At 60.6% G+C, this 17,824-nt stretch carries 22 protein-coding genes and 4 tRNA genes; 17 read left to right on the forward strand and 9 right to left on the reverse strand.

The window, feature by feature from the left end:
• Both fkpB and ispH read left to right on the forward strand, forming a co-directional pair.
• Entirely contained in the window at nucleotides 1–438 is a 438-nt protein-coding gene (gene fkpB, locus HX817_RS10565) for an FKBP-type peptidyl-prolyl cis-trans isomerase (protein ID WP_003215879.1), read from the forward strand.
• Between the two features lie 116 nt (nucleotides 439–554).
• Nucleotides 555–1,502, forward strand: a complete 948-nt coding sequence (gene ispH / locus HX817_RS10570; protein ID WP_003215881.1) for a 4-hydroxy-3-methylbut-2-enyl diphosphate reductase — start codon at nucleotides 555–557, stop codon at nucleotides 1,500–1,502.
• On the opposite strand, the gene HX817_RS10575 is transcribed toward ispH, so the two are convergent.
• Nucleotides 1,456–2,037, reverse strand: a complete 582-nt coding sequence (locus HX817_RS10575) for a GspH/FimT family pseudopilin (RefSeq protein WP_003215883.1) — start codon at nucleotides 2,035–2,037, stop codon at nucleotides 1,456–1,458. The genes ispH and HX817_RS10575 overlap by 47 nt on opposite strands.
• A 218-nt stretch (nucleotides 2,038–2,255) precedes the next feature.
• Between HX817_RS10575 and pilV the strand changes: the two genes are divergently transcribed.
• The 5 genes from pilV to thiO all read left to right on the forward strand — a co-directional run bounded on the left by pilV (nucleotide 2,256) and on the right by thiO (nucleotide 5,557).
• Complete coding sequence (gene pilV / locus HX817_RS10580; RefSeq protein WP_003215885.1) at nucleotides 2,256–2,732, forward strand: type IV pilus modification protein PilV; 477 nt, start codon at nucleotides 2,256–2,258, stop codon at nucleotides 2,730–2,732.
• Nucleotides 2,729–3,436, forward strand: coding sequence for a PilW family protein (locus HX817_RS10585; RefSeq protein ID WP_177040202.1), 708 nt, complete (start codon nucleotides 2,729–2,731; stop codon nucleotides 3,434–3,436). The genes pilV and HX817_RS10585 overlap by 4 nt, the downstream gene beginning before the upstream one ends.
• A 7-nt stretch (nucleotides 3,437–3,443) precedes the next feature.
• Nucleotides 3,444–3,971 carry a PilX N-terminal domain-containing pilus assembly protein gene (locus HX817_RS10590; RefSeq protein WP_003215890.1) on the forward strand — a complete coding sequence of 176 codons (528 nt, stop codon included), beginning with the start codon at nucleotides 3,444–3,446 and terminating at the stop codon, nucleotides 3,969–3,971.
• Nucleotides 3,972–3,983: 12 nt separating this feature from the next.
• Nucleotides 3,984–4,385, forward strand: coding sequence for a type IV pilin protein (locus HX817_RS10595; protein ID WP_177040203.1), 402 nt, complete (start codon nucleotides 3,984–3,986; stop codon nucleotides 4,383–4,385).
• Nucleotides 4,386–4,447: 62 nt separating this feature from the next.
• On the forward strand, nucleotides 4,448–5,557 hold the full coding sequence (gene thiO, locus HX817_RS10600; protein ID WP_177040204.1) for a glycine oxidase ThiO: 1,110 nt from the start codon (nucleotides 4,448–4,450) through the stop codon (nucleotides 5,555–5,557).
• Here thiO and HX817_RS10605 read toward each other — a convergent pair.
• Both HX817_RS10605 and HX817_RS10610 read right to left on the reverse strand, forming a co-directional pair.
• Nucleotides 5,544–5,777 carry a PP0621 family protein gene (locus HX817_RS10605; protein WP_003215896.1) on the reverse strand — a complete coding sequence of 78 codons (234 nt, stop codon included), beginning with the start codon at nucleotides 5,775–5,777 and terminating at the stop codon, nucleotides 5,544–5,546. The two genes, thiO and HX817_RS10605, sit on opposite strands and share 14 nt — an antisense overlap.
• A 126-nt stretch (nucleotides 5,778–5,903) precedes the next feature.
• A complete protein-coding gene (locus HX817_RS10610) occupies nucleotides 5,904–6,929 on the reverse strand; it encodes an outer membrane protein assembly factor BamD (RefSeq protein ID WP_102369923.1) in 1,026 nt (341 codons plus the stop codon).
• Between the two features lie 149 nt (nucleotides 6,930–7,078).
• Here HX817_RS10610 and rluD point away from each other — a divergent pair, with 149 nt between their 5' ends.
• The 7 genes from rluD (at nucleotide 7,079) to HX817_RS10645 (ending at nucleotide 12,194) form a co-directional block, all read left to right on the forward strand.
• Nucleotides 7,079–8,041, forward strand: coding sequence for a 23S rRNA pseudouridine(1911/1915/1917) synthase RluD (gene rluD / locus HX817_RS10615; protein ID WP_003215899.1), 963 nt, complete (start codon nucleotides 7,079–7,081; stop codon nucleotides 8,039–8,041).
• Complete coding sequence (gene pgeF, locus HX817_RS10620) at nucleotides 8,038–8,763, forward strand: peptidoglycan editing factor PgeF (RefSeq protein WP_177040205.1); 726 nt, start codon at nucleotides 8,038–8,040, stop codon at nucleotides 8,761–8,763. Before rluD ends, pgeF begins: the two co-directional genes overlap by 4 nt.
• Nucleotides 8,764–8,914: 151 nt before the next feature.
• Nucleotides 8,915–11,479, forward strand: coding sequence for an ATP-dependent chaperone ClpB (clpB, locus tag HX817_RS10625; protein ID WP_003215904.1), 2,565 nt, complete (start codon nucleotides 8,915–8,917; stop codon nucleotides 11,477–11,479).
• Nucleotides 11,480–11,779: 300 nt separating this feature from the next.
• A tRNA-Asn gene (locus HX817_RS10630) sits at nucleotides 11,780–11,855 on the forward strand.
• A 10-nt stretch (nucleotides 11,856–11,865) separates the two neighbouring features.
• Nucleotides 11,866–11,942, forward strand: a tRNA-Pro gene (locus tag HX817_RS10635).
• A gap of 5 nt (nucleotides 11,943–11,947) precedes the next feature.
• Nucleotides 11,948–12,023 (forward strand) — tRNA-Lys (locus HX817_RS10640).
• A 94-nt stretch (nucleotides 12,024–12,117) separates the two neighbouring features.
• A tRNA-Pro gene (locus HX817_RS10645) sits at nucleotides 12,118–12,194 on the forward strand.
• A 192-nt stretch (nucleotides 12,195–12,386) separates the two neighbouring features.
• On the opposite strand, the gene HX817_RS10650 is transcribed toward HX817_RS10645, so the two are convergent.
• The 3 genes from HX817_RS10650 to HX817_RS10660 form a co-directional block, all read right to left on the reverse strand.
• Nucleotides 12,387–13,685, reverse strand: a complete 1,299-nt coding sequence (locus HX817_RS10650; RefSeq protein ID WP_003215906.1) for an NAD(P)/FAD-dependent oxidoreductase — start codon at nucleotides 13,683–13,685, stop codon at nucleotides 12,387–12,389.
• A gap of 60 nt (nucleotides 13,686–13,745) precedes the next feature.
• Nucleotides 13,746–13,919, reverse strand: coding sequence for a DUF3094 family protein (locus tag HX817_RS10655; protein ID WP_010174986.1), 174 nt, complete (start codon nucleotides 13,917–13,919; stop codon nucleotides 13,746–13,748).
• A gap of 89 nt (nucleotides 13,920–14,008) precedes the next feature.
• On the reverse strand, nucleotides 14,009–14,638 hold the full coding sequence (locus HX817_RS10660; RefSeq protein WP_008437312.1) for a DUF1780 domain-containing protein: 630 nt from the start codon (nucleotides 14,636–14,638) through the stop codon (nucleotides 14,009–14,011).
• Nucleotides 14,639–14,740: 102 nt separating this feature from the next.
• Between HX817_RS10660 and HX817_RS10665 the strand changes: the two genes are divergently transcribed.
• From HX817_RS10665 to HX817_RS10675, 3 genes are all read left to right on the forward strand, one after another.
• Nucleotides 14,741–15,208: an FAD/FMN-containing dehydrogenase gene (locus tag HX817_RS10665; protein WP_177027814.1), complete on the forward strand. Its 468-nt coding sequence runs from the start codon at nucleotides 14,741–14,743 to the stop codon at nucleotides 15,206–15,208.
• Nucleotides 15,205–15,894, forward strand: a complete 690-nt coding sequence (locus HX817_RS10670) for an energy-coupling factor ABC transporter permease (RefSeq protein ID WP_177040206.1) — start codon at nucleotides 15,205–15,207, stop codon at nucleotides 15,892–15,894. Before HX817_RS10665 ends, HX817_RS10670 begins: the two co-directional genes overlap by 4 nt.
• Before the next feature lie 65 nt (nucleotides 15,895–15,959).
• Nucleotides 15,960–16,175 carry a hypothetical protein gene (locus HX817_RS10675; protein ID WP_003215917.1) on the forward strand — a complete coding sequence of 72 codons (216 nt, stop codon included), beginning with the start codon at nucleotides 15,960–15,962 and terminating at the stop codon, nucleotides 16,173–16,175.
• Here the strand turns inward: HX817_RS10675 and yacG are convergent.
• From yacG to HX817_RS10690, 3 genes are read right to left on the reverse strand one after another with little or no spacing between them, the layout of a single operon-like run.
• The gene (yacG, locus tag HX817_RS10680; RefSeq protein WP_003215918.1) at nucleotides 16,172–16,372 is read right to left on the reverse strand and encodes a DNA gyrase inhibitor YacG; all 201 of its coding nucleotides are present in this window, start codon (nucleotides 16,370–16,372) and stop codon (nucleotides 16,172–16,174) included. The genes HX817_RS10675 and yacG overlap by 4 nt on opposite strands.
• Nucleotides 16,369–16,992, reverse strand: a complete 624-nt coding sequence (coaE, locus tag HX817_RS10685; protein WP_003215920.1) for a dephospho-CoA kinase — start codon at nucleotides 16,990–16,992, stop codon at nucleotides 16,369–16,371. Before coaE ends, yacG begins: the two co-directional genes overlap by 4 nt.
• The gene (locus HX817_RS10690) at nucleotides 16,989–17,795 is read right to left on the reverse strand and encodes an A24 family peptidase (RefSeq protein WP_256348717.1); all 807 of its coding nucleotides are present in this window, start codon (nucleotides 17,793–17,795) and stop codon (nucleotides 16,989–16,991) included. Before HX817_RS10690 ends, coaE begins: the two co-directional genes overlap by 4 nt.
• Nucleotides 17,796–17,824: the final 29 nt, after the last annotated feature.

Raw genomic sequence — 17,824 nt, forward strand, 5'->3', positions numbered from 1 at the left:
TTGGCTGAGCAACGCATTGGCCAGAACACGGAAGTCACCTTGCATTTCGCATTGCGCCTGGAGAATGGCGACACGGTCGACAGCACGTTCGACAAGGCCCCGGCGACCTTCAAGGTCGGCGACGGCAACCTGCTGCCGGGTTTCGAAGCGGCACTGTTCGGTTTCAAGGCCGGCGACAAGCGCAACCTGCAGATCCTGCCGGAAAACGCCTTTGGCCAGCCCAACCCGCAAAACGTGCAGATCATCCCGCGTTCGCAGTTCCAGGACATGGAGTTGTCGGAAGGCTTGCTGGTGATCTTCAACGATGCGGCGAATACCGAGCTGCCGGGTGTGGTGAAAGCCTTTGATGACGCGCAAGTGACCATCGACTTCAACCACCCGTTGGCCGGGAAAACCTTGACCTTTGATGTTGAAATCATCGACGTTAAAGCGCTGTAACTAACGAAATCGGCCTACTGCAGGGGCGAGCTTGTTGGGGCTGCTTCGCAGCCCAGCGGGAGCAAGCGCCCTCGCCACACAAGCTCGATCCTACAGGGCAAGACACGAGGCACAGCATGCAAATCAAACTCGCCAACCCCCGTGGCTTCTGCGCCGGCGTGGACCGGGCGATTGAAATCGTCAACCGCGCCCTGGAAGTTTTCGGGCCGCCGATTTACGTGCGCCATGAAGTCGTCCACAACAAGTTTGTGGTCGAAGACCTGCGCAGCCGCGGGGCCATCTTCGTTGAAGAACTGGACCAGGTGCCGGACGACGTTATCGTCATCTTCAGCGCTCACGGCGTTTCCCAGGCGGTACGCACCGAAGCAGCAGGCCGTGGCCTGAAAGTGTTCGACGCCACCTGCCCGCTGGTGACCAAGGTGCACATCGAGGTCGCGCGCTACAGCCGTGATGGTCGTGAATGCATCCTGATCGGCCACGCCGGCCACCCGGAAGTCGAAGGCACCATGGGCCAGTACGATGGCAGCAATGGTGGTGCGATCTACCTGGTGGAAGACGAAAAAGACGTCGCTGCATTGCAGGTGCACAACCCTGAAAAGCTGGCTTTCGTTACCCAGACCACCTTGTCCATGGACGACACCAGCCGCGTCATCGATGCCTTGCGCTCGCGCTTCCCGGCCATCGGCGGTCCACGCAAGGATGACATCTGCTACGCCACCCAGAACCGCCAGGATGCGGTCAAGCAATTGGCCGACGAATGCGATGTTGTGCTGGTGGTGGGGAGCCCCAACAGCTCCAACTCCAACCGCCTGCGCGAACTGGCCGAGCGCATGGCCACCCCGGCCTACCTGATCGATGGTGCCGAAGACATGCAGCGCAGCTGGTTCGACGGTGTCGAACGCATTGGCATCACTGCCGGAGCCTCGGCCCCGGAAGTCCTGGTGCGTGGCGTTATTCAGCAACTGCAGGCCTGGGGCGCCACGGGCGCTGATGAACTGGCTGGCCGTGAAGAGAACATCACTTTCTCCATGCCCAAGGAGCTGCGGGTTCGTTCGCTGCTCTGAGGCCCGGAGTACCGGCATATCCCCGGCACAAAGCCTGCTCGGTCTTGTTACTGCGCAGGCTGATACGCCCGCTGGCGGCCAGCACTATTTGATACAGGCTCAGTTGCTGGTCCGTCGCACACACGTGGACGGTGCCGGCGCTGAATGCCCCTGCTGACAGCAGCGGTTCACCCAGGCTGCTGAAGCGTATCTGGGTTCTCACCGGCGTATTCCCCACAATCGGTATCTGCCCACTGTCCTGGCGCTCCAGCAGCACCGGGTTTTTGTCGTCCAGATGGCCGCGACCGTTCAGGTCCAGTATCACCCTCCAACCCCGGCTCCAGTCATCGTCCAATGCATGGATAACCACCGTGCGATTGCGTGCGATGGCTTCTGTGCGGGCATAACGCAGTCCGCCGGCAAGGGATTCGGCGGCGCTCTGGCGTCGTTGCGACTCGAGCAGCCCCTTGAGGCTCGGCACTGCCAGATTGGCCAGGATGCCGCTCAGGAACAGGCCGAGTATCAGTTCAATCAGCGAGAAACCTCGTTGTTTCATGGGCCGTCCCTCCGTGGACGCGGTGTGCTTTTTCAGTCGGTGCCGGATGGCAGACATAGTTATAGCGCCCAGTCCGGCGGGTCGAATGGTGGCCATTCTGTCCAAAGTATTTCGCTTTGTTCCGGGGGGCAGCGCTCAGGCAATACCGGCGCTAGTCTTGCGTCGCACAGCAGGTTTGCGCTGCTTTCTGATGACCTTCGACATGGATGGCGATGGTAATGAACGCTTTCCCCGTAACGCCCCACCCGCAACCGACCCAGGCCGGAATGACGCTGATCGAGGTCCTGGTATCTGTGCTGATCCTCGCTGTCGGCCTGCTAGGGGCGGCAGTCATTCAGCTCAATGCATTGAAATATACCGACAGTTCCAGGATGACCAGTCAGGCCAGTTTCATTGCCTACGACATGCTCGACCGGATCCGCGCCAATTCGGGTGCTGATTACTCCTGGGGCCAGGGTGAACGCGCGCCCTCCAGCACCTCGGTCGCGAGTGTGCGTGATCTGGACCTGCACGACTTTGAAGCGAATATCGTCGGGTTCGCCGGGGAAAGCGCCAAGGGGTCGGTTGCGGTCAATCAGCGAGAGGTGACCATCAGCATCAGTTGGGACGACTCCCGTGGAGCGAAGGCTCAAGGCACCCGGGAAACGTTCACCCTGACCAGCCGGGTTGCAGTCGACCCGAGGGTGTTGCCATGAGAGGTCCAGTATGCGGTTTCAGCCTGGTGGAGATGCTGCTGGCATTGGCCCTCGGCCTGATGTTGATCCTGGGGGTGACCCAGATTGCACTCAGCTCCCGAACCACTTATGCCAGTCAGAGTGCGGCTTCGCTGTTGCAGGATGATGCACGGTTCGCCCTTGGCAAGCTGATTCAGGAAATACGCCAGGCGGGCATGTTTGGCTGCTTGTCCGCTGCATCAATCAGCAACGCTCCCGCAGGTTTTGATCGTCCCATTGGATGGAGTACCACCGGCAGCTCCCGGTCCCTGACGCTGGTGACCGCCGACGTAGGGCAGGGTGGCAGCAAGCCGGACTGGACGGTGCTTTCCGATTGCACCGGCTCTGCCCACGCCTATGTTGGAAGCCCGCCGGCAGCGACGCCCGGGCAAATCCACTTCCCACTGCGCAAGCTGACCTACACCTTTGAGGGCGGGCAGCTGAAGTTCAGCACGCTGGCGGCCCCGAGCAAAGCGGTGCTGGTGGATAACGTGGGGGCATTCGATATCAGTTTCGGCGTGGCCGACAAGCCTGGCTCAACGGTTGTCAGCCGATATGACCCCAACCCCGGCGATGAGTCGCTCATCCGCAGCGTGCGGATTCTGCTGACACTTCAGGATCCAAATGGGTTGGTGAAAGACCAGGCCTACAGCGTGGTCGCGGCACTACGTAATCGCCTGGAGTAGCGTGCCCATGGGTTATTACCTCTCCCGTTCGAGGCAGGCAGGCATGGTTTTGCTGATCAGCCTGGTATTCCTGCTGTTGTTGGCACTCCTCGGAGTGTCTTCGATGCAGGGAGCAATCTCGCAAGAAAAAATTACCGGCAGCCTTCGGCAGCGCAACCAGTCGTTTCAGCAGGCCGAAAGCGGCCTCAGGCTTGGCGAGTCTTTGGTGCAGGCGTCAGGTTTCGCCCTGCGCCCTTGCCACTCGACGGCTGCGTGCGCGCCACCTGCCGAATCGGTTTCGGTAGTGGGGCCGGGGACGAATCCCGTATCGACTGTGACCTGGATAGGGATGAAAGACGGCGTCTACGGTATTCAAAACCTGGGGCCGGGAACGGGTTTGGCTCAACTCCCGGCAGAGGCCCAGGCCACGGTCTATCGCGTGACATCAGTGGGCGTCAGTGGGCACTCGCGTTCGGTCCTGGAGTCTGTGTATGCCCGTGTGGGCAGCGGGCCCGGCGAGCGTTTCCGACGAATCATGTGGCGACAACTTCAATAGGTGAGCAGCACGATGGGCAAGGATTGCACAGGCTTCACCCTGATCGAATTAATGATCGCCGTGGCGATCGTCGGACTCCTGGCGGGCGTCGCCTATCCCGGGTATCTCAGCCATATGAAAAAGGTCTATCGCGCGGAAATTGCCGGGTTGCTGAGTGAGCAGGCACAGTACCTTGAGCGCTATTACGCGAGGAACGGCACTTTTATTGATGCAACTGGCGTCATCGCCGGCAATGATCGCTATAGAATCACCCCTGCATTGAACCCTCAGGATTTCGTTCTGCTTGCCACGCCGGCAATTGACTCGGTGATGGCGGGCGATCCCTGTGCCGCCTTCAGCCTGAGCAGTACCGGTGCGCGAAGCAATCCGGGAGCCGCGCCTGATATGACGCGCAAGGCGTGCTGGGGGCAATGATGAGGAAGCTGGACGATTGGGCGCCGGGCGTGCCTTTTTCTTTTTATCGGCTGGATCGAACAATGGCTAAGCAACAGCAAGTAGTGGTTGTGGGTGGTGGGGTAATCGGGTTGTTGACGGCGTTCAACCTGGCGACCCAAGGGCAAGCGGTTGTGCTGCTGGATCGTTCGGCGGTCGGTCAGGAGTCTTCCTGGGCCGGCGGCGGCATTGTCTCCCCGCTCTACCCGTGGCGCTACAGCCCGGCCGTGACGGCCCTGGCGCACTGGTCCCAGGATTTTTACCCGCAACTGGCAGAGCGTCTGTTCGCGGCTACTGGCATTGACCCGGAAGTTCACACCACCGGCCTGTATTGGCTGGACCTGGATGATGAAACCGAGGCGCTTGCCTGGGCAGCCCGCGAAGGGCGCCCGCTGAGCAAGGTGGATGTTTCAGCTGCCCATGACGCTGTGCCGGTGCTGGGTGCCGGGTTGTCCCAGGCGATCTATATGGCGGATGTGGCCAATGTGCGTAATCCGCGGTTGGTCAAATCCCTCAAGGCGGCCTTGTTGGCCCTGCCGGGCGTGACGATTCACGAGCAGTGTGCGGTTGATGGGTTTATTCAGCAGGGCGGCAAGGTTGTTGGGGTGAATACGGCGCTCGGGCCGATCCATGGCGATCAGGTAGTGCTGGCCGCCGGCGCCTGGAGCGGTGAGTTGCTGGGCCGCCTGGGGCTTGAGTTGCCCGTGGAGCCGGTCAAGGGGCAGATGATCTTGTACAAGTGTGCGTCGGACTTCTTGTCGTGCATGGTCCTGGCCAAGGGGCGTTATGCGATTCCCCGGCGGGATGGGCACATTCTGATTGGTAGCACGCTGGAGCACGAGGGGTTCGACAAGACGCCCACCGACTCTGCACTGGAAAGCCTGAAAGCCTCTGCCGTCGAGTTGATTCCGGCCCTGGCCGATGCCGAAGTGGTGGGGCATTGGGCCGGTTTGCGGCCCGGCTCGCCGGAGGGCATTCCGTATATTGGCAAGGTGCCAGGTTTCGACGGGCTGTGGCTCAACTGCGGGCATTACCGCAACGGCCTGGTGCTGGCGCCGGCGTCCTGCCAACTGTTTGCCGATTTGTTGCTGGGACATGAGCCGATCATTGATCCGGCCCCGTATGCGCCGGCAGGCCGAATCAACGCTGGATAGGTTTCGGCCCTTGCTCCAGATGCGCCTGGGTGCAATACCATTCCTGGCGCAGGCTCAAGGCTCGATCCTGTGGCAGGTGAAGGCCACAGTGGGCGCAACGAACCATCTGGATCGGGCCCTGTTCGCTGGGCCGCTGCTGTTTGGCGGCCGGGCTTTTGAATTTGCGCCAAAACCATACCGCGGCAGCAATAACGGCGATCCAGAACAGTAGACGAACCATGGTGGGCAGCTTCTCGACAAGGAATCCCGCAGTTTAGCCAAGGACGTGATGGGCGCACAGCGCAATTATGCAGCGCAATAAAAAAGGGAGCTCCGAAGAGCTCCCTTTTTGCATCGCGGCGAACAATCAGTCAAAGATGCCGAAAGTCATGTAGCTGAACCACGAGCGATCTTCGTTATTGCCCAGGGCTTGAGGCCCTTGCTCTTCGATGATGTCGCCGTTTTCGTCACGCGGCTTGAGGTCCGATGGAATCGAATCCTTGGCGTCCTGGTATTGCTTGATGATGTCCTGGTTGGCGCGGGTTTCGCCCGGCGGCAGCGGTGGACGGGACTCGATCAGGCCCAGGGTGTACTTGCTCAACCACGAGCGGTTGTCCGCTTCGGCAACCTGCGGTACGAACTGGCCGTCCTTCAGGCTTGGGTGGTCCGGGTAGTTGAGCTTCAGGGTTTCCAGGCTGGTGGCCGCCAGGGCGTCCAGGTGCAGGCGCTGGTAAGCCTCGGTCATCACGGCCAGGCCGTCACCCACCGATGGGGTTTCCTGGAAGTTTTCCACTACGTAACGGCCACGGTTGGCGGCAGCAACATACGCCTGGCGGGTCAGGTAGTAGTCGGCTACGTGGATCTCGTAGGAAGCCAGCAGGTTGCGCAGATAGATCATGCGCTGCTTGGCGTCCGGCGCGTAGCGGCTGTTCGGGTAGCGGCTGGTCAACTGGGCGAACTCGTTGTAGGAGTCGCGGGCAGCGCCCGGGTCACGCTTGGTCATGTCCAGCGGCAGGAAGCGCGCCAGCAGGCCAACGTCCTGGTCAAACGAGGTCAGGCCCTTGAGGTAGTAGGCGTAGTCCACGTTCGGATGCTGCGGGTGCAGGCGGATAAAACGCTCGGCGGCGGACTTGGCAGCTTCCGGCTCGGCGTTCTTGTAGTTGGCGTAGATCAGCTCGAGCTGGGCCTGGTCGGCGTAACGCCCGAACGGATACCGCGACTCCAGTGCCTTCAGTTTTGCCGTGGCGCTGGTGTAGCTGTGGTTGTTCAGGTCGGTCTGAGCTTGTTGGTACAGCTCGACCTCGCTCAGGTTTTCGTCGACGACTTCCTTTGTTGACGAGCAAGCAGCAGTCATGGCGAGGATGGCGATCAGCAGCAGGTGTTTCACTTGCATGGCGGCTTGCGTCCCTATGACGGCCGCTGTCTTGGGCGGGGCCGTCCTGTTATGATGAGCGCCCCTTGGAAAGCCTCGGGGCAAAAGACGCCGTATTTAACCACAAGCGCGCAGCCGAAACCAAAGGCTGTGCCACGCCTAGTCTGAGCATGTCCGATAAAATTGAACTTCGCGCAGAGGTGCCGTCCGAATTGGGCGGCCAACGCCTCGATCAAGTCGCCGCACAATTATTCGCTGAGCACTCGCGCTCGCGCCTTTCCGCCTGGATCAAAGACGGCCGCCTGACTGTGGATGGAGCGGTTATCCGCCCGCGAGACATAGTCCATGGTGGTGCGATTCTTGAGCTGACTGCCGAGCAGGAAGCCCAGGGAGAATGGATCGCCCAGGACATTGAACTGGACATCGTCTATGAAGACGACGACATCCTGGTGATCAACAAACCTGCCGGCCTGGTGGTTCACCCGGCCGCCGGGCACGCTGATGGCACGCTGCTCAATGCCTTGTTGCACCACGTGCCGGACATCATCAATGTCCCGCGCTGCGGCATCGTGCACCGCCTGGACAAGGACACCACCGGCCTCATGGTGGTAGCCAAGACCATTCAGGCGCAGACGCAGCTGGTCACACAACTGCAGAGCCGCAGCGTCAGCCGGATCTACGAATGCATCGTGATCGGCGTGGTAACCGCCGGTGGCAAAATCAATGCCCCGATCGGCCGCCACGGCCAGCAGCGCCAGCGCATGGCGGTGATGGAAGGCGGCAAGCAAGCCGTCAGCCACTACCGCGTGCTTGAGCGTTTCCGCTCCCACACTCACGTGCGGGTAAAGCTGGAAACCGGTCGTACCCACCAGATTCGGGTGCACATGGCGCACATCAACTTCCCGTTGGTCGGAGATCCGGCCTACGGTGGGCGCTTCCGCATTCCGCCGGCGGCCAGTGCAACCATGGTTGATTCGCTGAAAACCTTCCCGCGCCAGGCGCTGCATGCACGCTTCCTGGAGCTGGATCATCCGACGAGCGGTAAACGGATGAGCTGGGAATCGCCACTCCCAGACGATTTTGTCTGGTTGTTGTCGCTGCTCAAGCAGGATCGCGAGGCGTTTATCGGATGAGTGACTGGCTGATTCCTGACTGGCCCGCGCCGGCCGGGGTGAAAGCCTGCGTTACCACCCGTGCGGGCGGCGTCAGCGTGGCGCCGTTCGACAAGCTAAATCTCGGCGATCATGTCGAGGACAGCCTCGATGCCGTGCTCGAAAATCGCCGTCGTCTCTGCGCTGCCTTCAATATCCAGCCCGCCTGGTTGCGCCAGGTTCACGGCGTGGTTGTAGTTGAGGCGGATCCCGGCCGGACTGCCGAAGCCGATGGCAGTTGGACCAGCACTCCCGGCATCGCCTGCACTTCGATGACGGCTGATTGCCTGCCTGCCTTGTTTTGCAATCGCGCCGGTACCCGCGTCGCGGCAGCCCATGCCGGCTGGCGTGGCCTGGCCGCTGGCGTATTGGAAGCGACCGTTGAAAGCCTGGATACCGAGCCTGCCGACGTATTGGTGTGGCTGGGGCCGGCCATCGGTCCGCAAGCCTTTGAAGTCGGCCCGGAAGTGCGTGAAGCCTTTATGCAGCAACTTCCGGAAACGATTGAGGCGTTCGTGCCCAGTCAGAACCCGGGCAAGTTCATGGCCGACATTTACCAACTGGCTCGCCTGCGGCTTGCCGCCCGCGGCGTCACTGCCGTGTACGGTGGTGGCTTGTGCACCGTGACGGATCCCCGCTTCTATTCCTACCGTCGCAGCCCGCGCACCGGTCGGTTTGCCTCCCTTGTCTGGCTTGAACGCTAGACTCCTTTGACTTGGGTCAATCCTGACGCAAGTCAGCGGTCGCCCGCTTGAATCTTCCAGAATCCACCCCATCTATAAGGGTATCTGGCAGGTTTCTTCATTCAGGATGTGTTTGTTCATAGCTCCGGCCTGCTCAAAAGGAAGGTGACTAATGCGTATTGATCGTTTAACCAGCAAATTGCAGTTGGCTTTATCCGATGCCCAATCTCTGGCGGTTGGCCTGGATCATCCGGCCATCGAGCCTGCGCACTTGATGCAAGCGCTCCTGGAGCAGCAAGGCGGTTCCATCAAACCCTTGCTGATGCAGGTGGGCTTCGACGTCAACAGCCTGCGCAAGGAGTTGAGCAAAGAGCTCGACCAACTGCCGAAAATCCAAAACCCGACTGGCGACGTGAACATGTCCCAGGATCTGGCGCGTCTGCTTAACCAGGCGGATCGACTGGCGCAGCAAAAGGGTGACCAGTTCATCTCCAGTGAAGTGGTGCTGCTCGCCGCGATGGACGACAACAGCAAACTTGGCAAATTGTTGCTGGGCCAGGGCGTGAGCAAAAAAGCCCTGGAAAACGCCATCAACAACCTGCGCGGCGGCGAGGCGGTAAATGACCCTAACCACGAGGAGTCCCGCCAGGCCCTGGACAAATACACCGTCGACCTGACCAAGCGCGCCGAAGAAGGCAAGCTTGACCCGGTGATCGGTCGTGACGACGAAATTCGTCGCACCATCCAGGTCCTGCAGCGTCGCACCAAGAACAACCCGGTGCTGATCGGTGAACCTGGCGTGGGTAAAACCGCGATTGCCGAAGGCCTGGCCCAGCGCATCATTAATGGTGAAGTGCCGGACGGCCTTAAAGGCAAGCGCCTGCTGTCCCTGGACATGGGGTCGCTGATTGCCGGCGCCAAGTTCCGTGGCGAGTTCGAAGAGCGCCTCAAATCCCTGCTGAACGAACTGTCGAAGCAGGAAGGGCAGATCATTCTGTTTATCGACGAACTGCACACCATGGTCGGCGCCGGTAAAGGCGAAGGCTCGATGGACGCGGGCAACATGCTCAAGCCGGCACTGGCGCGGGGCGAGTTGCATTGCGTGGGTGCGACCACGCTGAACGAATACCGCCAGTACATCGAGAAGGACGCGGCCCTTGAGCGTCGCTTCCAGAAAGTATTGGTGGAAGAACCGAGCGAAGAAGACACCATCGCGATCCTGCGTGGTTTGAAAGAGCGGTATGAGGTCCACCATAAAGTCGCGATCACCGACGGTGCGATCATCGCGGCGGCGAAACTGAGCCATCGCTACATCACTGATCGGCAGTTGCCGGACAAGGCCATCGACTTGATCGACGAAGCGGCCAGCCGCATTCGGATGGAGATCGATTCGAAGCCCGAAGTGCTGGACCGTCTGGATCGGCGCCTGATTCAGCTGAAAGTTGAATCCCAGGCCCTGAAGAAAGAAGAAGACGAGCCGGCGAAGAAACGCCTGGAAAAACTCCAGGAAGAAATTGTTCGCCTGGAACGCGAGTATTCGGACCTCGAAGAAATCTGGACCTCGGAAAAAGCCGAAGTGCAGGGTTCTGCGCAGATCCAGCAAAAGATCGAGCAGTCCCGTCAGGAACTGGAAGCAGCCCGCCGTAAAGGCGACCTGAACCGCATGGCCGAGTTGCAGTACGGGGTGATACCGGACCTGGAGCGTAGCCTGCAGATGGTCGACCAGCACGGCAAGCCTGAGAACCAGCTGCTGCGCAGTAAGGTGACCGAGGAAGAAATCGCCGAAGTCGTCTCGAAGTGGACCGGTATCCCGGTGTCGAAAATGCTCGAAGGCGAGCGCGACAAGCTGCTGAAGATGGAAAGCCTGTTGCACCAGCGCGTCATCGGCCAGGAAGAGGCGGTGGTCGCGGTGTCCAACGCGGTGCGGCGTTCGCGGGCGGGGTTGTCCGATCCGAACCGTCCGAGCGGCTCGTTCATGTTCCTCGGCCCGACCGGCGTGGGCAAGACCGAGCTGTGCAAGGCCCTGGCCGAATTCCTCTTTGATACCGAAGAGGCGATGGTGCGGATCGATATGTCCGAGTTCATGGAGAAACATTCCGTGGCTCGCCTGATCGGGGCGCCACCAGGCTATGTAGGGTACGAGGAAGGCGGTTACCTGACCGAAGCGGTACGGCGCAAGCCTTACTCGGTGATCCTCCTGGACGAGGTCGAGAAGGCCCACCCGGATGTGTTCAACGTGTTGCTGCAAGTGCTGGAAGATGGCCGCCTGACGGACAGTCACGGGCGCACCGTGGACTTCCGCAATACGGTGATCGTGATGACCTCCAACCTGGGCTCGGTACAGATTCAGGAGCTGGTGGGTGATCGTGAGGCCCAGCGTGCAGCCGTAATGGACGCGCTGACCAGCCACTTCCGGCCGGAGTTCATCAACCGGGTCGACGAAGTGGTGATCTTCGAGCCTCTGGCGCGGGATCAGATCGCGGGCATTACCGAGATCCAGTTGGGCCGCCTGCGCAGCCGTCTGGCGGAGCGCGAGTTGTCCCTGGTGCTGAGCCGCGAGGCGTTGGACAAGCTGATCGCGGTTGGTTACGACCCGGTTTATGGCGCACGGCCGTTGAAACGTGCGATCCAGCGCTGGATCGAGAACCCGTTGGCGCAGCTGATCCTGTCGGGCAGCTTTATGCCGGGCACCAGCGTCGAGGCGACGGTGGAGAACGACGAAATCGTCTTCCACTAAGCCCAAGCGGTACTGCTATAAGAAGAGGCCCCGCATTGCGGGGCCTTTTTTTTCGATAGGGCGTTGAACTGTAAGGCAAAGGCTTGTAAAGTGCGCCCCGCAGCAACGTCAGCCCAACGGTTTCTTCTCCCCAAGGAGAAATCAGAAAGAAGCGCAAATCATTGTCTTAAAAGCAATTTAAAGGGTTGACAGGGGTTTTTAAGATTGTAGAATAGCGCGCCTCAGAGACACTAACGTAGCGATACGGAAGCGTCGAAGAGAAGGTAACATGCAACAACGTAACACTTTGAAATATGTAGTTCCGTGATAGCTCAGTCGGTAGAGCAAATGACTGTTAATCATTGGGTCCCAGGTTCGAGTCCTGGTCACGGAGCCAATTTCAAAACCGGGGTATAGCGCAGTCCGGTAGCGCGCCTGCTTTGGGAGCAGGATGTCAGGAGTTCGAATCCCCTTACCCCGACCATATTTGGGTCGTTAGCTCAGTTGGTAGAGCAGTTGGCTTTTAACCAATTGGTCGTAGGTTCGAATCCCACACGACCCACCATTTTTGAGACCAGTTAACGCTGGAATCGAATCTTAAGATCAGAGGCCAAAAGCGCTGATCGAAGAAGGCGACTGAGAGGTCGCCTTTTTTTTACCGGGGTATAGCGCAGTCCGGTAGCGCGCCTGCTTTGGGAGCAGGATGTCAGGAGTTCGAATCCCCTTACCCCGACCATATTAAAAATCCTCGTATCGAAAGATGCGGGGATTTTTTTTGTGCGCGGAATCCTGTCCGCACCACAAAACAAATGTGGGAGCGGGCTTGCTCGCGAAAGCGGTGTGTCAGCCAGTGCATCTGGCACTGAACCACCGCTTTCGCGAGCAAGCCCGCTCCCACACTCACCGAGTCCTATCCCGGAACGTGCTGTCAGTGCAGTTTCAGGCGCGGCTCGGTCCCTCGCCCGATCTTGCTCCCCAGCATCAGCATCGCCGTGCGGAAGAAGCCATACAGCGCCATCTGGTGCATGCGATACAGCGACACATAGAACATCCGCGCCAGCCAGCCTTCCAGCATCACGCTGCCCGTCAGGTTGCCCATCAAGTTACCCACCGCCGAGAAGCGCGACAGCGAGATCAGCGAGCCGTAGTCGGTGTACTTGTACGACGGCAGGTCCTTGCCCTCGATTCGCAGTTTCAGCGACTTGGCCAGCAACGATGCCTGCTGGTGAGCTGCCTGGGCCCGTGGCGGCACATTGCGATCGGTGCCGGGTTGCGGGCAGGCCGCGCAGTCACCAAAGGCGAAGATGTTCTCGTCGCGGGTGGTTTGCAGGGTCGGCAGCACTTGCAGTTGGTTGATACGGTTGGTTTCCAGGCCGTCGATGTCCTTGAGGAAGCCTGGCGCACGAATCCCGGCGGCCCAGACCTTGAGACTGGCCGGGATTACCTGGCCGCTGCTGGTGATCAGGGCGTCGGCCGTCACTTCACTGACGGCGGAGTTGGTCAGGACGGTCACCCCGAGTTTCTCCAGGGTTTTATGTACGGGCCCGCCAATACGCTCCGGCAGGGCAGGCAACACCCGTGGGCCGGCTTCGATCAGGGTGATGTGCATGTTTTCCGGCTTGATCTTGTCCAGGCCATAGGCGGCCAGTTCATGTGCGGCGTTATGCAGCTCGGCGGCCAGCTCGACGCCGGTGGCACCGGCGCCGACAATGGCGACGCTGATCTGCTCTACCACGTCCGTCTGCCCGGCATGGGCGCGCAGATAGTGATTGAGCAATTGCTGGTGGAAACGCTCAGCCTGCTTGCGGGTGTCGAGGAACAGGCAGTGTTGCGCCGCGCCTTCGGTGCCGAAGTCATTGGTGGTGCTGCCGACGGCGATCACCAGGCTGTCGTAGCCCAGCACGCGCGCGGGCACCAGTTCCCGGCCTTCCTCGTCGAGGGTGGCGGCCAGCTGGATTTTTTTCTGCTCGCGATCAAGCCCGCTCATGCGCCCCAGCTGGAACTCGAAGTGGTTCCATTTTGCTTGGGCAACATAATTGAGTTCGTCTTCCGAAGAGTTCAGCGAGCCGGCCGCCACCTCGTGGAGCAAGGGTTTCCAGATGTGGGTGAGGTTGGCATCCACCAGGGTGACGCTGGCGATGCCGCGCTTGCCCAGAGTCTTACCCAGGCGGGTAGCCAACTCCAGGCCGCCGGCGCCGCCGCCGACGATAATAATACGATGGGTCATGGGGATATCTCGCAAGGCTAAAGGAAATCGGTGCAGTTACCCGAACGAGCGCCAGGCAGCTCATAGCGTCAGGTAACTCAAAAGGCGGCTCAGCAAACCCAGGCCGATCACTGCAACCAGCACCACGGCAAGGAGCAGCCAGGGCCGGAAAGGCTTGCGCTCGACTTGGTTCTGGGACAGTTGCAGGTACTCTTCGACATGCTGTTGGTCGTCGGGGTTCAGGCGGCTGGTCATAAAGGCCTCGTCAGGTAGACGTTGCTGAAGGGCGCCACGTTACAGTCGGGTGATTGGCGGCATTGCCTGAAGCATAGTCGCCAACCCGATCACAGGCTGATGCCCACATCAAACACTATGCTGCGCCCCAGATTGTTGCGCAAGAAGTCCGGCGCGTCCGGGTGCGCGAACAGTACGCGGGCGAAGGTCGGCCCCACGAGGGACAGCGAGCGCCAGCCCTGGCGCAGGTACTCGGTGGGAGGAGGGAAGTGACTGTTGAGGTCCAGTACTTCGCGCTTGAGGCTGGCGAAGGCGATGAGGTCCAGCTCCCCCAGGTCCATCCCGCGCTCTTTATAGTTGTGGGCCTTCTTGCGCAGGGTGGGCGCCAGGCGCAACAGGAATTCGTGGGCGGGAATGCGCCGGGGCTTGGCTTCTCGCCGAACCAGTTGGCTCAGGGAAAACGCGCTGCGCCGCCGCAGCAGTTCGTCGCGCCATTCATCGTTCAGGCGCCGGCCTTCATCGAGTACGAAAAACACTTCGAAACTGGCGTCGCGAAACAGCACGTCCGGCGGTTCTTGCCCGGCGGCGTGGAATTCTTCGGCGCGATAGGGCACGTTCAAGCCTTGCAACAGGCGCTGGCAGACCCAACGCTCACGCTCCCATTTGCGGGCATTGGACAGGAAAGCATTGGCTTGTTCGGCCGCTACGGTGAGCAGGCGCAAGTAATCTGAGTCATCCATGTCACCAGCTTAGCGTCCAAATGATGACCGCAGGAAGTCCCGCGTCAAAAGGTCGGTGTAGACTGGCCACTCGACAGCGTCCCGTGGCATGAGGAGTATGCAGTGAAGTGTTTTGTGGTGCTGTTCTTGAGTCTTTTGCCCGTGTGGGCCCACGCCGTCGAAGTGGGTGAGCGCGTTGCACCCTGGACGTTGCTTGATCAGTTCGACCAGGCCTACACCCTGGATGACCAGGCGCAAACCTTGCTCGTAGCGCGCAGCATGGACGCCGCCAAGATCGTCGATGCGGCGCTGCAAGGCCAGCCCAAGGGTTACCTGGAGGCTCGGCATGCGGTGTTTCTCGCCGATATCCAGCGCATGCCCCGGCTGATCGCGAAGATGTTCGCGGTGCCGGCGATGCAGGCCTACAACTATCGCGTCATGCTCGACCGCGATGCCCGTGTAAGCCCGCGCTATCCCGCACCTGTGGATAAAGTGCTGTGGCTGCAACTGGATCACGGGACGCTGGTGGCGCAGCACGAATACGATTCCGCCGCTGAACTGCGCCAGGCCCTGGAGCAGGTGCAGCCGTGATCAGCGCAGCGGTGCTGGCGCCGGAAACCCTCAGCATCGGCTGGCTGCTGTATGCGCCGGTGGTGATGTGGGCGCTCCTGCGTTCGCCGTGGGTCGAGCTGTTTGCCGACCGCCGACGCCAGCACTTGCTGTTCGGCACCGTATTCGCACTGTTCATGTTGTGGTTGGTGCGCCGGGATTTCGACACTGGGGTGTCCTACCACTTCGTCGGCATGACCGCCGTGACCTTGTTGCTCGATTGGCCCCTGGCGATCGTCGGAGGCTTTGCCGCGCAAATCGGCCTGGTGTTGCTCGGCCGCCAGGACCTGGCCGCCGTGGGGATCAACGGCATGCTGCTGATCCTGTTGCCGGTGCTGGTCACCGAAGGCTGTGCGCTGTTGGTGGAGCGGGCGAGGCCACGCAATCCCTTTGTGTATATCTTCTGTTCGGGCTTTTTCGCCGCCGCACTGTCGGCCTTGTTGTGCCTGCTGGCAGGCCTGGGGCTGCTGTGGTTCGATGGCCGTTTTGCGATGCCGGAATGGATCGAGGATTTTGTCGGCTACTTGTGGCTGATCATTTTCCCCGAGGCCTTTATCAACGGCATGGTGATCAGCGCCCTGGTGGTGTTCTGCCCCGAGTGGCTGGAGACATTCAACCGCACTCGCTACCTCTCGGCGCCCTGGAAGGATGACGATCCGCGGCCTTGATCCAGGTCAAATGCCGCACGCGCAAGTGGTCGCATGCTCTGCAAAATTTCCAGGAGCACGGAATCATGAGTGTGTACGAGTGGGCACGGCAGGAGTTACGCAGAAGCCAGGACGCGGCGCAGGAAATCGGCTTTGACCCGGGCTTGACCCTGCGCGCCATGCTCAGTGCGGTGGTGCAGCAGAGCAAGGGCGTGCGCAGTTTTGAAGACCTGGCCGACGAGCTGCAGTACCTTGCAGAGAATCTCGACGACCAGCAGGACTATGGCTTTATGCGGCCTTAGTGTTTGGGCTGAAAGTCTTCGGAGAACAGGTCGTCCTCGGCGTCCGGGCTGACCGGGATCTTGTGTTCCTCGGACGCCCAGGCGCCCAGGTCGATCAGTTTGCAACGGTCCGAACAGAAGGGACGGTTGACGTTTTCTGCTTTCCATTCCACAGGTGCGCCGCAGGTTGGGCATTCGACGTTCAGGGGTTGGCTCATGATCGGCCTCCACGCAAAGTAAGGTAAAAGTGGTGCAGTCGCTCGACCTCGGCGTGCAGCCGGGCCAGGTCCTGGTCATTGACCAGCACGTCATCGGCATGGCGCAGGCGGTCTTCACGGGTGGCCTGGGCCTTGAGAATCGCCTGCACCTGCGCTTCGCTGATGCCATCGCGTTGCAGGGTACGCTGTATCTGCAACGATTGCGGCACGTCGATCACCAGCACCCGCTGGGTCATGGTGTACTGGCCGGACTCGATCAGCAGCGGTGACACCAGGATCGCGTAAGGCGATTGTGCACGCGCCAGGTGGCTGCGAATCTCCTCGGCGATCAGCGGGTGCAGCAACGCCTCCAGCCAGCGGCGCTCGTCGGGCACTTCGAAGATCAGCTTGCGCAACGCGCCGCGGTCCAGTTGCCCGTCAGGCTGCAGCACATCCGCACCGAAATGCCCGGCAATCTGCGCCAGGGCAGGGCGCCCGGGTTCGACTACCCAGCGCGCGGCGTGGTCGGCGTCAATCAAGTCCACGCCAAGCCGGACGAAGTGTTCGGCGGCCGCGCTTTTGCCACTGCCGATGCCGCCAGTGAGGCCAAGAATCCAGGGTGTTGCGACAGAAGTGGTCATCTGAAACCGACAGACTGCAAATAGAAGTCGGTTATTTGACCACCCCAGAGCAATGCAATCCAGCCGGCAATTGCCAGATACGGACCAAAAGGCATTGGAGTGGATGCCTGGGCTTTGCGCAGGCGCAATAGAATCAGGCCTCCCATCACACCCACCAGGGAAGACAGCAACAGCGTCATCGGCAGGATCTGCCAGCCGCCCCAGGCCCCGAGCATGGCCAGCAGCTTGAAATCCCCGTGCCCCATGCCGTCCTTGCCGGTAATCAGCTTGAACACCCAGAACACCGACCACAGGCTCATGTAACCGGCTACCGCGCCCCACAGCGCATCGTGCAATGACACAAAAACGCCAAAGCTGTTGAGGATCAACCCCAGCCACAGCAACGGCAGCACCAGCACATCCGGCAGCAGTTGGTGGTCTGCATCGATCAGGCTCATCGCCAGCAAGCCCCAACTCAACAACAACACCGCTCCGGCTGCCCAGCCAAAACCGAAATGCCAGGCGACAACCGCCGAGATCAGCCCGCACGCCAGTTCGGTGATGGGATAACGCGCGCCAATAGGTTGATGGCAACTTGAGCAACGTCCCTTGAGCAGTACATAACTGAGCAGCGGAATATTCTCCCAGGGGCGAATCGGGTGGCTGCAGTGTGGGCAACAGGAGTTGGGGCGCATCAGGTTATAGGGAGCCGCGATGGGCTCGGCGGGAAGGCCAAGGACCTCATGGGCCTGGGCTCGCCATTCGCGCTCCAGCATCTTCGGCAGGCGCCATACCAGCACGTTGATAAAACTGCCGACAATCATGCCCAGCAGCAACGCGCCTGACACAAACA

Origin of the sequence: Pseudomonas sp. C6002 (assembly GCF_013385805.1) — a bacterium.
GTDB lineage: Bacteria > Pseudomonadota > Gammaproteobacteria > Pseudomonadales > Pseudomonadaceae > Aquipseudomonas.

Coding starts and splice junctions, on each gene's coding strand:
- ispH (WP_003215881.1), top strand. CDS start 555: ATGCAAATCAAACTCGCCAACCCCCGTGGCTTCTGCGCCGGCGTGGAC.
- HX817_RS10575 (WP_003215883.1), bottom strand. CDS start 2,037: ATGAAACAACGAGGTTTCTCGCTGATTGAACTGATACTCGGCCTGTTC.
- pilV (WP_003215885.1), top strand. CDS start 2,256: ATGAACGCTTTCCCCGTAACGCCCCACCCGCAACCGACCCAGGCCGGA.
- HX817_RS10585 (WP_177040202.1), top strand. CDS start 2,729: ATGAGAGGTCCAGTATGCGGTTTCAGCCTGGTGGAGATGCTGCTGGCA.
- HX817_RS10590 (WP_003215890.1), top strand. CDS start 3,444: ATGGGTTATTACCTCTCCCGTTCGAGGCAGGCAGGCATGGTTTTGCTG.
- HX817_RS10595 (WP_177040203.1), top strand. CDS start 3,984: ATGGGCAAGGATTGCACAGGCTTCACCCTGATCGAATTAATGATCGCC.
- thiO (WP_177040204.1), top strand. CDS start 4,448: ATGGCTAAGCAACAGCAAGTAGTGGTTGTGGGTGGTGGGGTAATCGGG.
- HX817_RS10605 (WP_003215896.1), bottom strand. CDS start 5,777: ATGGTTCGTCTACTGTTCTGGATCGCCGTTATTGCTGCCGCGGTATGG.
- HX817_RS10610 (WP_102369923.1), bottom strand. CDS start 6,929: ATGCAAGTGAAACACCTGCTGCTGATCGCCATCCTCGCCATGACTGCT.
- rluD (WP_003215899.1), top strand. CDS start 7,079: ATGTCCGATAAAATTGAACTTCGCGCAGAGGTGCCGTCCGAATTGGGC.
- pgeF (WP_177040205.1), top strand. CDS start 8,038: ATGAGTGACTGGCTGATTCCTGACTGGCCCGCGCCGGCCGGGGTGAAA.
- clpB (WP_003215904.1), top strand. CDS start 8,915: ATGCGTATTGATCGTTTAACCAGCAAATTGCAGTTGGCTTTATCCGAT.
- HX817_RS10650 (WP_003215906.1), bottom strand. CDS start 13,685: ATGACCCATCGTATTATTATCGTCGGCGGCGGCGCCGGCGGCCTGGAG.
- HX817_RS10655 (WP_010174986.1), bottom strand. CDS start 13,919: ATGACCAGCCGCCTGAACCCCGACGACCAACAGCATGTCGAAGAGTAC.
- HX817_RS10660 (WP_008437312.1), bottom strand. CDS start 14,638: ATGGATGACTCAGATTACTTGCGCCTGCTCACCGTAGCGGCCGAACAA.
- HX817_RS10675 (WP_003215917.1), top strand. CDS start 15,960: ATGAGTGTGTACGAGTGGGCACGGCAGGAGTTACGCAGAAGCCAGGAC.
- yacG (WP_003215918.1), bottom strand. CDS start 16,372: ATGAGCCAACCCCTGAACGTCGAATGCCCAACCTGCGGCGCACCTGTG.
- coaE (WP_003215920.1), bottom strand. CDS start 16,992: ATGACCACTTCTGTCGCAACACCCTGGATTCTTGGCCTCACTGGCGGC.
- HX817_RS10690 (WP_256348717.1), bottom strand. CDS start 17,795: ATGATTGTCGGCAGTTTTATCAACGTGCTGGTATGGCGCCTGCCGAAG.